The organism is Actinocorallia lasiicapitis, assembly GCF_054778695.1.
The window spans coordinates 20,852-34,984 of sequence record NZ_BAAGZI010000021.1 but is presented as its reverse complement, the minus strand read 5'-3'; the positions used below and the strand labels follow the sequence as shown (position 1 = coordinate 34,984).

The 14,133-nt window shown below is 70.7% G+C and carries 16 protein-coding genes and 2 tRNA genes; 10 read left to right on the top strand and 8 right to left on the bottom strand.

The annotated features are described in order from the left end of the window. The 3 genes from ACYVE7_RS04770 to ACYVE7_RS04760 form a co-directional block, all read left to right on the top strand. Nucleotides 1–503, top strand: a 503-nt coding sequence (locus ACYVE7_RS04770) for a TRSP domain-containing protein (protein WP_460363297.1), incomplete at its 5' end; no start/stop codon positions are given. Next, nucleotides 500–1,603, top strand: a complete 1,104-nt coding sequence (locus ACYVE7_RS04765; protein WP_460363296.1) for a cysteine protease StiP family protein — start codon at nt 500–502, stop codon at nt 1,601–1,603. The genes ACYVE7_RS04770 and ACYVE7_RS04765, both read left to right, overlap by 4 nt. Continuing rightward, nucleotides 1,600–2,424, top strand: coding sequence for an HAD family hydrolase (locus ACYVE7_RS04760; RefSeq protein ID WP_460363295.1), 825 nt, complete (start codon nt 1,600–1,602; stop codon nt 2,422–2,424). Before ACYVE7_RS04765 ends, ACYVE7_RS04760 begins: the two co-directional genes overlap by 4 nt. On the opposite strand, the gene ACYVE7_RS04755 is transcribed toward ACYVE7_RS04760, so the two are convergent. The 3 genes from ACYVE7_RS04755 to ACYVE7_RS04745 form a co-directional block, all read right to left on the bottom strand. Continuing rightward, entirely contained in the window at nt 2,421–2,912 is a 492-nt protein-coding gene (locus ACYVE7_RS04755) for a hypothetical protein (RefSeq protein WP_460363294.1), read from the bottom strand. The genes ACYVE7_RS04760 and ACYVE7_RS04755 overlap by 4 nt on opposite strands. A gap of 100 nt (nt 2,913–3,012) precedes the next feature. Continuing rightward, a tRNA-Asn gene (locus ACYVE7_RS04750) sits at nt 3,013–3,085 on the bottom strand. Between the two features lie 147 nt (nt 3,086–3,232). Further along, nucleotides 3,233–3,305, bottom strand: a tRNA-Asn gene (locus tag ACYVE7_RS04745). A gap of 125 nt (nt 3,306–3,430) precedes the next feature. On the opposite strand from ACYVE7_RS04745, the gene ACYVE7_RS04740 reads away from it, so the two are divergent. Together ACYVE7_RS04740 and ACYVE7_RS04735 are read left to right on the top strand one after the other, a co-directional pair. Continuing rightward, a complete protein-coding gene (locus tag ACYVE7_RS04740) occupies nt 3,431–3,721 on the top strand; it encodes a hypothetical protein (protein WP_460363293.1) in 291 nt (96 codons plus the stop codon). A gap of 39 nt (nt 3,722–3,760) precedes the next feature. After that, nucleotides 3,761–5,083, top strand: coding sequence for an MGH1-like glycoside hydrolase domain-containing protein (locus ACYVE7_RS04735; protein WP_460363292.1), 1,323 nt, complete (start codon nt 3,761–3,763; stop codon nt 5,081–5,083). 10 nt (nt 5,084–5,093) lie between these two features. On the opposite strand, the gene ACYVE7_RS04730 is transcribed toward ACYVE7_RS04735, so the two are convergent. Then, complete coding sequence (locus tag ACYVE7_RS04730; RefSeq protein WP_460363291.1) at nt 5,094–5,675, bottom strand: SGNH/GDSL hydrolase family protein; 582 nt, start codon at nt 5,673–5,675, stop codon at nt 5,094–5,096. A 115-nt stretch (nt 5,676–5,790) separates the two neighbouring features. On the opposite strand from ACYVE7_RS04730, the gene ACYVE7_RS04725 reads away from it, so the two are divergent. The 5 genes from ACYVE7_RS04725 to ACYVE7_RS04705 all read left to right on the top strand — a co-directional run bounded on the left by ACYVE7_RS04725 (nt 5,791) and on the right by ACYVE7_RS04705 (nt 9,702). Then, a complete protein-coding gene (locus ACYVE7_RS04725; protein WP_460363290.1) occupies nt 5,791–6,411 on the top strand; it encodes a TetR/AcrR family transcriptional regulator in 621 nt (206 codons plus the stop codon). A gap of 76 nt (nt 6,412–6,487) precedes the next feature. Then, the gene (locus ACYVE7_RS04720; RefSeq protein WP_460363289.1) at nt 6,488–7,273 is read left to right on the top strand and encodes an SAM hydrolase/SAM-dependent halogenase family protein; all 786 of its coding nucleotides are present in this window, start codon (nt 6,488–6,490) and stop codon (nt 7,271–7,273) included. 19 nt (nt 7,274–7,292) lie between these two features. After that, a complete protein-coding gene (locus tag ACYVE7_RS04715; RefSeq protein ID WP_460363288.1) occupies nt 7,293–8,189 on the top strand; it encodes an ABC transporter substrate-binding protein in 897 nt (298 codons plus the stop codon). Next, nucleotides 8,186–9,031 carry an amino acid ABC transporter permease gene (locus ACYVE7_RS04710; protein ID WP_460363287.1) on the top strand — a complete coding sequence of 282 codons (846 nt, stop codon included), beginning with the start codon at nt 8,186–8,188 and terminating at the stop codon, nt 9,029–9,031. Before ACYVE7_RS04715 ends, ACYVE7_RS04710 begins: the two co-directional genes overlap by 4 nt. Next, the gene (locus tag ACYVE7_RS04705; RefSeq protein ID WP_460363285.1) at nt 9,031–9,702 is read left to right on the top strand and encodes an amino acid ABC transporter ATP-binding protein; all 672 of its coding nucleotides are present in this window, start codon (nt 9,031–9,033) and stop codon (nt 9,700–9,702) included. Before ACYVE7_RS04710 ends, ACYVE7_RS04705 begins: the two co-directional genes overlap by 1 nt. Here ACYVE7_RS04705 and ACYVE7_RS04700 read toward each other — a convergent pair whose 3' ends face one another. The 4 genes from ACYVE7_RS04700 to ACYVE7_RS04685 form a co-directional block, all read right to left on the bottom strand. After that, on the bottom strand, nt 9,703–11,073 hold the full coding sequence (locus ACYVE7_RS04700) for a WS/DGAT/MGAT family O-acyltransferase (protein WP_460363298.1): 1,371 nt from the start codon (nt 11,071–11,073) through the stop codon (nt 9,703–9,705). A gap of 101 nt (nt 11,074–11,174) precedes the next feature. Beyond that, nucleotides 11,175–12,704: an MFS transporter gene (locus ACYVE7_RS04695; protein WP_460363284.1), complete on the bottom strand. Its 1,530-nt coding sequence runs from the start codon at nt 12,702–12,704 to the stop codon at nt 11,175–11,177. Continuing rightward, nucleotides 12,704–13,384, bottom strand: coding sequence for an LppX_LprAFG lipoprotein (locus ACYVE7_RS04690; RefSeq protein ID WP_460363283.1), 681 nt, complete (start codon nt 13,382–13,384; stop codon nt 12,704–12,706). The genes ACYVE7_RS04695 and ACYVE7_RS04690 overlap by 1 nt, the downstream gene beginning before the upstream one ends. A gap of 125 nt (nt 13,385–13,509) precedes the next feature. After that, complete coding sequence (locus tag ACYVE7_RS04685) at nt 13,510–14,064, bottom strand: DUF6968 family protein (RefSeq protein WP_460363281.1); 555 nt, start codon at nt 14,062–14,064, stop codon at nt 13,510–13,512. Nucleotides 14,065–14,133: the final 69 nt, after the last annotated feature.

Genomic DNA, 14,133 nt, shown 5'->3' with positions numbered 1-14,133 from the left:
TCAGCGGCCGGATCTCGGCGGGCTGGCCGGGGGGAGTGCCCGCCGGAGGACGGCACGGGTTCACCCCGCAGCAGCGGGAGCTCCTGGACAAGGAGCTGCCCGCGATCGCCGCGCGGATCGCCGCGGCGCTGCCGCCGCGGGCCCGGCGCGTGCTGGTGCTCGGGTTCGAGGAACTGATGTACGCGCCGCTGCGGATCGGCGAGGCGCTCGCCGACCTGCTGCCCGAGGTCGAGGTACGGTACTCCACGACCACCCGGTCGCCCGTGCTGGCCGTCGACGACCCCGGCTACGCGATCAGGAACCGGCTGGTGTTCCCCGCGCACGACCGTCCGGCCGACGGCCCGGGGGAGCGGTACGCCTACAACGTGCGCGGCGGATTCGACGCGGTGGTGTTCACCGTCGACGAGGCCGGCGACACCCCGGAACTGGAAGAAGGGCTGCTGACGCGGCTCAAGGAATGCGCACAGGTCGTCGTGGCGACCGTTTCGGAGGACCTTCGGTGAACGGCGAGCCCTTGTACGGGCCCGAATTCGGCAGCTACGCGGCGGACGACGTCGCGTGGCTTCTGACGGACCTTTCCGGTGTGGAACTCGAAGCGCCCACAGAGGAACGCGAAGAGGCGATCCAGGCGGGCCGCGCCCATTACGCGGAATCGCTGCCGATCGAATTCCAGCCGAGCGCGGAATACCAGGAACTGTTCCACCGGACCCTCGACCGGTCGGCGGGGCGGCTCGCCCAGGCCGTCGCGGTGATCACCGAGCGGATCCTCGCGGAGCGCGGGCCCGAGGCCGTCCTGGTCTCGCTGGCGCGGGCGGGCACCCCGGTCGGGGTGCTGGCCAGACGCTGGGCGAAGCACGCCCACGGGCTGGACCTGCCGCACTACGCCGTCAGCATCGTGCGCGGCCGCGGCATCGACGCCGTCGCCCTGGACTATCTGGCCCGCCACCACGCCCCCTCCTCGGTGATGTTCGTCGATGGCTGGACGGGCAAGGGCGCGATCACCCGCGAGCTGGCCGACGCCCTGGCGGCGCACGGCGGCGGCTTCTCCCCGGAGATGGCCGTGCTCGCCGACCCCGGCCGCTGCGTCCGCGTGTACGGCACCCGCGAGGACTACCTGATCCCGTCGGCCTGCCTGAACTCGACGGTGTCGGGCCTGGTCAGCCGGACCGTCCTCAACGACGACCTGATCGGCCCCAAGGACTTCCACGGCGCGAAGTTCTACCGCGAACTGGCCGGCGCGGACGTCTCGAACCTCTTCCTCGACGCCGTCTGCGCGAAGTTCGACGAAGTCGATCTCATACCCGCAGATCCCACGCTGGTCCCGGCCCAGGAGGAGCCGGACTGGTCGGGCTGGGCGGCCGTCCAGCGGATCAGCGACGATTACGGCATCGGCAGTGTGAACCTGGTCAAGCCGGGCGTCGGTGAGACCACGCGGGTGCTGCTGCGGCGGGTGCCGTGGCGGATCCTGGCACGTGAGGGCGCGGGCGCCGAACTCGACCACATCCGGGTGCTGGCCGCCGAGCGGGGCGTCCCGGTCGTCGAGGTCGGGCCGGATCTGCCGTACGCCTGTGTCGGGCTCATCAAACCGAGGGACTTCGCTTGATCGTCGCCTGTTCCGACCTCGACCGCACCCTGATCTACTCGGCGAACTCGATGGCCCTGACGGGGCCCGCCGCCGACCTGCGCTGTGTGGAGGTCTACGACCGCAGACCGCTGTCGTACCTGACCGGCCGGCAGACCGCGCTGCTGGAGCTGCTGGCGGCGTCGGCGGTGTTCGTCCCGACCACGACCAGGACCCCCGAGCAGTATCGGCGGGTCCGGCTGCCGGGCCCGCCGCCCCGGTTCGCGATCTGCGCGAACGGCGGTTTCATCCTGGAGGACGGCCAGGAGGACCCGGTCTGGTCGGCGCGGGTCCGCAAGGCCGTCGCCGACTGCGCGTCGCTCACCGAGGTCCATGACCATCTCGCGGCGCTCAGCGGGCCGTTCACGCTCAGCCTGAAGATCGCGGCGGAGCTGTTCCCGTACACGGTCGTCGACCGGGCCGCCCTCCCCGACGGCTGGGTGGCGGAGCTGACGGCCTGGTGCGCCGAGCGCCGCTGGACTGTGTCGCTCCAGGGCCGCAAGATCTACTGCCTGCCGGAGCCGCTCACCAAGTCGGCGGCGGCGGCCGAGGTCGCGGCCCGCACGGGCGCCACCGGCCTGCTCGCCGCGGGCGACTCGCTGCTCGACACGGAGCTGCTGAACATCGCCGACGCCGCGATCCGCCCGGCCCACGGCGAACTGCACGACCAGAACTGGTCGGCCCCCCATGTGACGGTCACCGAATCGGACGGCATCCAGGCCGGCGAGGAGATCGCCGCCTGGCTCCTGGCCCGCGCCCTGGCCCCGTCGTTCGTCCCCGCCACCGGCTCGTGGCGTTCCTAGAGGCCGATCTGGCGGCGGAGGGCTTCCAGGAGTTGTTCGGCGTGGGCGCGCAGGCCGGGGTCGGCGGAGTCGAGGCCGTCGTCGAACACGAGGGTCCAGAGGAGTTCGTCGCGGGCGGGTGACGGTTTGGACTTCGGCGGGCGCCGTCCGACGATCCTGACCCCGCCCTCGGGCAGGGTGAACCGCTGGTTGACGACCACGGTCGCGGTCACCCGCTCCTGCACGACCTCGGGCACGGAGCCCGCGCCGTCCAGCCGCACATGGTGTTCGCCGTCGTCGGCCCGCACGTGCAGCCACGAGTCCTGCCAGGACGCGCCGAGCACGGTCTCCCACGGGAGCCGGACGTATCCGCCGTCCCCGTCGGGCAGGTGCAGCGCGACCCCGGTGGCGACGACATGGGATCCGCCCCTGGTGGCGGCGTGGGCGAGCGCACGCTCACCGCGGTGGAGTTCGAGCGCTTCACTGACGTTCCGAGGCAGCCGGGGCATGTCCCTAACCTACCGGCCACATGATCACCCCTAGGCCGTTCGGCGAAACCGCCGCGAAACGCCGAAGGCCCCGTTCCGATGGGAACGGGGCCTCGTTCTGCTCCCGCGGTTGGACTCGAACCAACGACCTGCCGGTTAACAGCCGGCTGCTCTGCCAATTGAGCTACGCGGGATCGTGCGCGCCGGTCGGTGTCCGGCGCGGTCCAGACTAGCGCATCGGCGGGGTGCTCTTCACGCCGATAACGGGCCGCCGGACCCCGGAAACGCGAGAAGGCCGCGCTTCCGGAGAGGAAGGCAGCCTTCTGGGTGGTTCCGTTCTGCTCCCGCAATTGGACTCGAACCAATAACCTGCCGATTAACAGTCGGCTGCTCTGCCAATTGAGCTATGCGGGAAGGTGGCCGACGCCGGAACCGCAAGGGCTCCTGCCGACGTGTCTAGATTAGCGCATCTCGCGGGCGATCCGCGCATCGAAACCGCTCCGGTGGGTACGCAGGGTGCAGGACTACGAGGAGTGATCATGAGACGCGCTGCGTTCATCGCCGGGGCGGCCCTCGGTTACGTCATGGGGGCCAGGGCCGGCCGGGACAGGTACGAGCAGATCGCGAAGGCCGCACGGGACTTCGCGCAGAATCCGGCCGTCCGGGCCGCCGCGGCCAACGTGCGGGACCAGGCCGGGGTCTACGGGGCCAAGGCCGCCCATCTGGCGGGCGAGGCCGCCCACGACGGCTGGGCCAAGACCGAGGAGCTGCGGCAGCGCGTGAACGAGCGCCGCCACCGCGAAGAGGACGGAAAACTAGTGACCATGTGACGGGGGCTGGTCAGAACGTCGCCGCGAGGCGACGCTGTGATGATGAGCCCTCGACTGACCGGGGACGAGTCCGCCCTGTGGCAGGCCGCCGTCCGCGTACTGGACGCCAACTGGACGGGGGCGGCGACCGTGCCGTCCCCGGGGCTCTACCCGCACCAGTGGGCATGGGATTCGGCGTTCGTCTGCATGGGCCTGGCCAGGGTCCATTACGACCGGGCCGAGCAGGAGCTGGTCTCGCTGTTCCGCGGGCAGTGGGAGACCGGGATGCTGCCCCACATCGTGTTCAACACCGGGGTCGCCAGGCACGCCTACTTTCCCGGTCCTGAGCTGTGGCGCAGCGCCAAGCAGCCGCAGGCGCCGCGCGACGCCGAGACGTCCGGGATCACGCAGCCGCCGCTGCACGCGCTGGCCGCGCTCCGCACGTACGCGGGCGCCCCGGACGGCGAACGCGGCCGTGCCTTCCTGCGCCGGATCTGGCCGAACCTGCTCGCCCAGCACCGGTATCTGGCCGTGCACCGGGATCTGGGCGGCACGGGGCTGATCTCGATCTGCCATCCGTGGGAGTCGGGCCTCGACAACAGCCCCGCCTGGGACCTTCCGCTGGCGGCCCTCCAGCTCCCTCCCAACGCCTACGCTCCCGCCGGGCTGCCGCGGGCCCTGCCCACGGGCGTCGACTACGAGCGGTACGTGTGGCTCGTCACGACGTTCCGCGAGACCGGCTACTCCGATGATCATCTGCGCGACGATCATCCGTTCGCGGTCGAGGACCCGCTGGTCAACTCCGCCTATCTGGCGTCCACCCACGCCCTGGCCGAGATCGCCGGGCTGATCGGCGCCGACCCCGTCCCGCACCGGGAGGAGGCCGCCCGGATCCACACGGCGCTGAACGACCGGCTCTGGGATCCCGACCATGCCTGCTTCCGTCCCTTCGACGTCAGGACCGGCCGGCGGATCCCGGTGACGACGATCGCGACCTTCGCGCCGCTGCTGGATCCCGAACTGCCGGCTCCGGCCGTCCGGGGGCTGGTGGACCTGCTGCTGTCGGCGCGGTTCGCGGGGGCGGCGGGCTATCCGGTGCCGACCTGCGACATCCAGGCCCCGGCGTTCGACCGCGCCGCCTACTGGCGCGGCCCGACCTGGGTCAACACCAACTGGCTGCTCTGGTCGGGCGCGACCGAGCAGGGCCTCCAGGTGATCGCCGACCTGCTCTACGGTTCGACGCTCCGGCTGATCCGCCAGTCGGGCTTCCGGGAGTTCTTCGACCCGTTCGACGGGACGGGCCGCGGCAGCCACGACTTCTCCTGGTCGGCGGCGCTGGTGCTGGATCTGCTGGCGGCGCGGCGCGGCACCCGCGCCGCCTGACACGTGGCACTCACCAGGGTGTCGGGAACAGAGCCGCGAGGGTGAGGTCGGCGGCCAGGGCGTGGCCCTTGGCGTTGAGGTGGATCCGGTCGGAGCTCCAGTTGGACGGGTCGGCGCTGCCGGGGTGGTCGGTGAAGGCGACGTGCAGCCCGCCGTGCCGGAGGGTGATCTTCTCGGTGAGCGCGGACAGCTCGCGCAGCCGCGGCCCGATCCGTCCGGCGAGCGGTTCGGGGGCGAGTCCCGCCGCGTCGATGTCGAACAGCCCGACCGTGACGACCAGTGCCCCGCCCTCGGCCAGTGCGCCGATCATGGTCTCCAGCTCCCGTTCGACGCCTTCGGTGTCGAAGGTCCGCCGGAAGGAGTCGTTCGCCCCGGCCAGCACGAACGCCAGGTCGGCCCGGTAGGCGACGGCCTCGGCGAGCTGCCGTTCCCGGATCTGCGCGGCCAGCAGGTTCCGCTCCCCGAGGTTGAGCTGCTCGGTCTCCAGCGCCTCGGCCACCCGGTCGGTCCAGGACAGGTCCGCGAATCCGGGATGGGGTTCGCGCACCCCTTCGGCGACGCTGTCCCCGATGACGACCATCCGCTTCCACATCACGACCTCCGAGCAGTCCGTGTACGAGGGGAAAAGAACGAACGATCGTACGATTACTTACCCGGGGCGCTCCGGTCAAGGTGACCTAAAGCACGAATGGTCGTATTGTTTGTCCATGACCACGGACGGGCGGCTGCTGCGCGGCGAGCAGACCAGGAAGCTGATCCTGGGCCACGCGATGGACATCGCCTCGGCCGAAGGGCTGGAGGCCCTGTCGATCGGCCGGCTCGCCACCGACCTCGGCATCTCCAAGAGCGGGCTGTTCGCCCACTTCGGGGCCAAGGAGGAGCTCCAGCTCGCCACGCTCGCCGCGGGCCGCGAAGTCTTCCGCGAGCAGGTCGTCGCCCCGGCCAGGACCGCTCCGCAGGGCCTGCCCCGGCTGGAGTCGCTGCTGGAGCACTGGCTGTCCTACGCCGAGCGGCGCACCTTCCCCGGCGGCTGCATCGTCTACTCGATCGCCGCGGAGTTCGACGCGCGCCCCGGCCGGATCCGTGACCGCGTCGCCGAGCTGCGGACCGAGTGGAGCGCCTACCTGGTCCACTCGGTCGAGGTCGCGATCGAGCAGGGGGAGATCCGCCGCGGCACCGACCCCGCCCAGCTCGTGTTCGAGCTCGACGCCTATGTCTGGGCGGCCGTCGGGGCGACCCTGCTGTACGACTCGCCGGAGCCGCTGGCCAGAGCCCGTACGGCGCTGGCCGCGAGGCTCGCGCTCGTGACGCCCGACGCGCCGCGCTGAATCCGTGGCCGCCGAACGGCGGCACGGTCGTTCTTGATAGCTTGGCGGGACCTTTCCGCCGAATCCGAAGGTCACCGTGTCCGAGCAGAGCCGCCCGTATGTCAGCATCACCACCGATTTCGGCGCCGCTTACACCGGCATCTGCGCCGGAGTCGTCGCCAGGATCGCCCCGCACGCCCAGGTGCAGGTGCTGAGCGACGAGGTGACCAAATACGCGATCATCGAAGGGGCGGCCCTGCTGGTACAGGCGCTGCCGTACCTGCCGGTCGGCACCCATGTCGCGATCGTCGACCCCGGTGTGGGCACCCCGCGCCACCCGCTGGCGATCCGCACCGGCCGCGGCGACGTCCTCGTCGGTCCCGACAACGGGCTGCTGGTGCCCGCCGCCGAGACCCTCGGCGGGATCGCCGAGGCCCGCCGGCTCACCAACCCCGACCTGCGGCTGCCCGCCGTGTCGAGCACCTTCCACGGCCGCGACATCTTCGCGCCCGCCGCGGGCCACCTCGCCTCGGGCGTCCCGCTGCACTCCTTCGGCGACGAGCTCACCCCGCTCCCGCTGGACCTGCCGGAGCCCGTCCGCGGCGACGGCGAGCTCACCGCGACCGTCCTTTATGTCGACGACTTCGGCAGCCTGATCCTCGGTGCGGCCGTCGCCGATCTGGACGAGGCCGAGGAGTATGAGACCTGCGGGATCAAGCTGCCGTTCGCCGGCACCTTCGGCGCCGTCGCCGTGGGGGAGCCGCTGCTGTTCCGTGACTCCTCCGGCCGGCTGGCGCTGGGCCTCAACCAGGGCGACGCCGCGAGCAGGCTCGGTCTCGCCGCGGGCGCGACCGTGACCATCCGCGCCGTCCGGCCCCGCTAGCATTTCCTACTAAACTTCCATGAAATCCCTTTCGGAGGCTCCCTTGCTGCGCCGTCTCACCGCCCTGCCCGTCGTGGCCCTCGCCCTCGCGGCCGCGGCCTGCGCTCCGGCCGAGGACAGCTCCACCGTCGCCCCGTCCGGCACGGCCACCGCCACGGCCGCCGCCTGCGCCAAGGACACGCTGCCGCTGAAGAACGCCGGCAAGCTCACCGTCGGCACCGACAAGCCCGCCTTCGAGCCCTGGTTCAAGAACGACGACCCGGCCAACGGCGAGGGCTTCGAATCGGCCGTCGCCTATGCCGTCGCCGAGAAGCTCGGCTTCGCCAAGACCGACGTCCAGTGGAAGACCGTGCCGTTCGACAAGTCGTTCGCGCCCGGCAAGAAGGACTTCGACTTCGACATCAACCAGGTCTCCATCAGCGAGGCCAGGTCCAAGGTCGTGACGTTCTCCGCCGGCTACTACGACGTCAGCCAGGCCGTCGTCGCCCTCAAGGGCGGCAAGTTCGCCGAAGTCACCGACGTCGCCGGGCTGAAGGACGCCAAGATCGCGGTCCAGGTCGGGACCACGTCGCTGAAGGCCGTCCAGGACCAGATCCAGCCGTCGGCGCAGCCGAAGGTCTTCAACACGCAGATCGACGCGGTCAACGCGCTCAAGACCAAGCAGGCCGACGTGCTGGTCGTCGACCTGCCGACCGCGTTCTACGTGACCGCCGCCCAGGTCGACAACTCCAAGATCGCCGGTCAGCTCCCGCAGGCGGGCGCCACGCCCGAGCAGTTCGGCCTCGTCCTGGAGAAGGGCAACGCCCTCGCCGGCTGCCTCGACCAGGCGATCGGCACGCTCAAGTCGTCCGGCGAGCTCGCCAAGATCCAGGAGCAGTGGCTGACGGCGTCGGCCGGTGCGCCCGTCCTGAAGTGACCGCCCCGACCAAGGGCGGCTGGACCAAGAGCCCCCGCCAGCTCGAACGCGAACGCCTGCGCAAGCGCGCCGCGGTCCGCTCCGGCGTGATCGCGACCGCCTCGACGGTGCTGCTGTTCGGGCTGGCCGGGACCCTCCTGGTCACCTCGCCCGGCTGGGAGCAGGTCAGGACCTACTTCTTCTCCTGGCCGGAGTTCACCGACTCCTTCCCCGACATCCTGCGGGCGTTCTGGACCAACGTCCAGATCTTCCTGATCGCCGAGCCGCTGGTCCTGTTGGTCGGGCTGCTCGTGGCGCTGACCAGGGGCACGACCTCGGCGGCGCTGTTCCCGCTGCGGGCCCTGGCCATCGCCTACACCGACGTCTTCCGCGGCATCCCGACCATCCTGCTGGTCTACCTGATCGGCTTCGGCGTCCCCGCGCTCGGGCTGACCGGGGTCACCACCAGCGCGATGGTCTGGGGCACCACCGCGCTCGTGCTGTCGTACGGCGCGTACGTCGCCGAGGTGTTCAGGGCCGGGATCTCCTCGGTGCACCCGTCGCAGTTCGCGGCGGCCCGCACCCTCGGGCTCAGCAAGGCGCAGGCGATGCGCCACGTGATCCTGCCGCAGGCCGTCAGGAACGTGGTGCCGCCGCTGCTCAACGATTTCGCGTCGCTGCAGAAGGACACCGCGCTCGTCGCCGTCCTCGGTGTGATCGAGGCGCTGCGGCAGGCGCAGATCGCCCAGTACGAGACCTTCCACTACACGCCCTACCTGGCCGCCGCCGTGCTGTTCATCGGCCTGACGGTGCCGATGGCGCGGTTCGCCGACTGGCTCGCCGCCCGAGCGGAGAAGCGCTGATGCTGCACATCGAAGGGGTCTGGAAGACCTACGGGGAATCGCCCGTGCTGCGCGGCGCCGACCTGGACGTCGAACGGCACGAGGTGGTCTGCCTGATCGGCCCGTCAGGATCGGGCAAATCAACGCTGCTGCGCTGCGTCAACCTGCTGGAGACCGTCGACGACGGGGCGATCTTCCTGGACGGCATGGAGCTGACCGCGCCCGACGTCGACGAGAACGCCGTCCGCCGGAAGATCGGGATGGTGTTCCAGAGCTACAACCTGTTCCCGCACCTGTCCGTCCTGGACAACATCACGCTCGCGCCGCGCAAAGTCCACAAGCTGGGCGCGCGCGAGGCGGGGGAGCGGGCCGAGGAACTGCTGGCGCGGTTCGGGCTCGCCGACAAGCGCGACGCCCGCCCCGACCGGCTGTCGGGCGGGCAGCAGCAGCGCGTCGCGGTGATCAGGGCGCTGGCCTGCCGTCCCGAGCTGCTGCTGCTCGACGAGGTCACCTCGGCCCTCGACCCCGCCCTCGTCGCCGAGGTCCTCGGCATCGTCAAGGACCTGCGCGACGACGGCATGACAATGATCATCTCCACGCATGAGATGGCGTTCGCCAGGGAGATCGCCGACGCCGTCTACCGGATCGAGGACGGGGTTCCGCGCCGGATCGCGCTCAGCGAGCTCCCCTGATCACTCCGCGAGCGCCAGCAGTTCGTCGAAACCGGCCCGGATGCCCTTGCCGAGCAGCTCGACGTCCGGCTGGCCGTCGAAGTCGGCGCTGACCCCGAAACTCAGCCTGCCCATATAGGAGAAGATCGCGGTCGCGACCTGGATGCCGCCGGTCAGCGGCACGTACGGGTACAGCTCCTTGACCTCGCGGCCCAGCACGTACAGCGGGAACTGCGGGCCAGGGATGTTGGTCGTGACGGTCTGCACGATCGGGTTGAACAGCCGGATCGGCGCCCGCGCTCCCAGCACCATGAGGGCGGGCGCGACGGCGGCGTCCGTCAGCCGGGTGATCTGGACTCCGCCGACCTCCTGATTGGTGGCCTTCAGATCGTCCATCTGCGAGCGGATCAGTGTGTACCGTTCGATCGGGTCGTCCACGCCGACCGGCAGGTTGACGAAGACCGCCGACACCCGGTTGCTGAGCACGCCCTTCTCCTCGGCGACCCGCACCGACACCGGCACCGCCGACCGGACCACCGTGCCCGGGTCGAGCCCGCCGCGTCCGGCGAGCTGGTCGCGGAACCCGCGGGTGACGGCCGACAGGACGACGTCGTTGACGGTCCCGCCGTGCGCCTTGCGGATCTCACGCGCCTCCTCGAGCTGGGCGTTCACCCACAGCCAGCGGCGGTGCGGCCCGATCGGCCCGTTCAGCACCGAAGCGGAGTTCGAACCGAACCGTGAGAGCTGCCGGACCAGGCCGCCCGCGTAGTCGATCAACTGGGGCGCCTTGCGCAGCCCGCCCACCAGGCCCGGCAGGTTCGCCACCGCGCGGACCGGCTGGAGCAGGTTGTCGACGACCGCGTCGGCGAGCAGGGTCAGATCGGATGGTTCGGCGTGCGGATGCCACTCCTGCGGCTCCGGCAGGGGGGTGGTCTCGGGGGTGAGGTCGAACATGGCCGTCATCAGGTCCATGCCGGCGACACCGTCGACCATGCAGTGGTGGACCTTGGCGATGATCGCCCAACGGCCGTTCTCCAACCCCTCGACCAGCCACAGCTCCCACAGCGGCTTCTTGGGATCGAGCCGCTGGGCGAGGATCCGGCCTGCCAGGTTCCGGAGCTGCTCGTCGCTGCCCGGCGCCGGGACGGCCGTGTGCCGCACGTGGTAGAGGATCTGGAAATGGGGGTCGTCCACCCAGACCGGACGCCCCACATGGAACGGCACCGACCGCACCCGCTGCCGGTAGCGCTCCACTCCCGGCAGCTTGGCGGCGATCAGGCGCACCACGTCGCCGTAGGGGGGCGGGGGCCCGTCCAGGACGATCACAGCCGCGACGTGCAGCGGCGTGTTCTCGTCCTCGATCAGGTAGAAGCTGGCGTCCAGCCCGTTCATCCGATGCACTGAGGCTCATCCTCCGGGCCGCGGTGTTCGGGGGGAGGCCGCGGCCGTCCCACCACCCAAGCAGGAGCCGATCAGTTCTGACAACGCGTTGACTAGGCGCTAACGCGATCTTCATGTCCGGAAGCGGAAACTTCGGGAGCCGGTTCCCGCAGTGTCGCCGCGAGGACGGCGCCCAGGAGGCAGAGCCCCGCCGTGATGAGGAAGATCTCGCGGTACTCGATGTGCAGGACTTCCGCGATGCCGTGCTCGTAGGCCGCGTAGGCCTTCTTCCACTCCTCGGGGTCCATCCCGAACGGCAGCGGCGGCACCAGTTCCCGCTCCACGATCAGGGTCTGGAGCCGGTGGAAGCCGAATCCGCCCAGCGCGGCGATGCCCAGCAGCATCCCCATCATCCGGCTGACGACGACCGCGGCCGACGCCACCCCGTGCTGCCCCGCCGGGACCAGCCGCAGCACCGCCGAGGAGACCGGCGCGATGACCAGGCCGAGTCCCAGACCGGTGAGGGCCAGATCGAGGTCCATCCGGGGGAGCGGACCATACGAAGCGGTCGTCGGATCGAGCGGCCAGCCCGCGATCAGAAGGTAGCCGATTCCGGCCACCGCCATCCCGGCCGTCAACGGCCACCTGTCGCCGTAACGGTGGGCGACGACGCCGCCGAGCACCGCCGCGACCGCCAACGCCACCAGGAAACGGGCCAGCAGCAGCGCCCCCTCGGCGGGGGTCTGCTTGAGCAGGGTGGTGCTGACGAGCTGCATGTCCACCAGCGTGACCATGAGCGCGGCGCCCGACAGCAGGCTGACGGCCAGCACGACGAACACCGGGGTCTTGCGGACCCCGGTCAGATCGAGCAGCTTCGCCTTGGCCCGCCGTTCCCAGAACCCGAACAGCACCAGCACGACCGCGCCGCCCGCAAGGCACGGCACACCCCACGACGGCAGCGCGCCCAGCTCAGGCTCGGGGTTGTAGGAGCCGAACACCAGCAGCCCGAGCCCGACGGCGAGCAGGACCCCGCCGACCGCGTCGACCCTGGCCGGCTGCCCGGGACGGCCGGACGGCACCGTGAAGTGCACCGCGACCATCGCCGCCACCGCCAGCGGCACGTTCACCCAGAAGATCCCGCGCCATCCGACCAGCGCCGCCAGCCCGGCCCCGTAGAGCGGGCCGAGCACACTGCCCAGCTCCTGCGCGGCGCCCACGACCCCGAGGACCAGCGGCCGCTGCCGCTCCGACCAGAGGTCGCCGGCGAGCGCCATCGTGATCGGCAGCAGCGCGCCGCCCGCGATCCCCTGCACCACCCGGCCCGCGACCAGCAGATGCAGGGAGTCGGCCACGGCCGTCATCCCCGAGCCGATCGCGAACGCCGCCAGGCACAGATGCAGCACCGTGCGGCGGCCGAACCGGTCCGAGAGCTGGCCGAGCAGCGGCATGGCCGCCACATAGCCGAGCAGGAACCCGGTGACGACCGGGGTGATCCGCTCCGGCCGGTTCACCGGGACGCCCACGTCCTTCACCATCTGGGTGAGCACGGTGACGACGACGTAGGCGTCCAGGGAGGCCAGCAGGACCACGGCCCCGCCGACCCCGATCGCGGCCTTCCGGTTTACGGCGCGCGGGCCGGTCATTACTGCGGGGCCTTGATCTGCGGGTCGGCGTTGTAGTTCGACAGGGCGAGGATCACCGAGCCGCCCGGCATCTCCATCCGGACCTTGGTCAGCCGGTGGTCGGTGTCGCTGACCCAGACCGAACCCTTGACGTCGGTGGTCGCCTTGACGCCCAGCCCGGAGACCGCGGCCGCCGGCAGCGTCGCGTCGATCTTGACGGAGCCGTCCTCATGGGCGGTGGACTGGGCGTTCTGCGCCTGGGTGAGCAGCAGCGGCACACCCTTGTCGGGGTTGAGGATCGCCGACGGGTCGACGATATTGCTGATCGTCGACCGGGGGGCCTTGGTGTACTTGCCGATGACGTAGTAGTAGAAGTCCGGACCGACCAGGACGAACTTGGCCTCGATGGTCTGGCCGAGCGCACTGATCGTCGCGGTGCCCTGGGCGTCGCCCGACTTGAGTAGATCGCCCTGCATCGCCTTCACCGGGATCTCCGGCGAGCCCTCGGTGGTGAGGTTGAAGGCCACCGAGGAGACGTCCTTCATCGCCGTGGCCGACTGGGACAGCACCTCCTGGGCGGGAGGCAGATCGGCGGAGACCTTCGCGTCCTTGTCGCCGGACGAGCAACCGGTGATCAGGGCGGTGGCCAGGGGGACCGCGAGGAAGGCGCCTGCGAGTTTCGAACCACGGAGTCGGGACATGCCGATGAGGGTAGCGACCTCCGGGCGTGCCCCGACAGCCGCTCACTGCGGAGATCGTGCTCGAACCTCAGACGGATGCGCCTTGCGGCGCATCACTCGGCAGGATGATGATCAGGGTTCTGCGTTCAGGGTTCCTGGACGACGGCTTGGCGGCGCAGGCCCTCCGGCAGGCGGGAGCTGGCGCCGAACAGTTCGACGCCGACCAGCTCGCCGGAGTGCGCGAAGTCGAGGATGGCGGCCAGTTCGCCCTCCCTGTCGTCGACCTCGAGCTGGTCGACGGCCTCCCCGTCCTGGTCGAACACCCCGCTGAACCCGATGTACGCGCTGTCGGAGGCCGGTTCGTGCCGCACCCTGACCCGCTTGAACGGCGACGGGAAACCAAGATCGGGTTCGCCCCACAGCCGGAGTTGCGACGCCTGCTCCGACCCTTCCAGGACCCCCCAGATCACCCCGTGGACGAGCTGGAGCGCCTGGACGGCGTCCTCGCCGACGATCCTGTAGTCGCCGTCCCAGACCCCGAGCCCCTCAATCCGGTAGGGGCACGCCCAGGGGGCGTCGGCCTCCAAAGGGTCGAGCCCTTCGGTGTCGAGGTACGGCTGGCCGATCGAGATGATGACATCGCCGACCAGGCGTCCGTTGTCGTCGTGGAGCTGCAGCACCCGCCGGGCGATCACGTTCACGAAGTTGATCTACCCTGCCCGAGGCCGCCGGAACCCCCGTGACCTCCGCTCACGTGACCCCTAAGATAA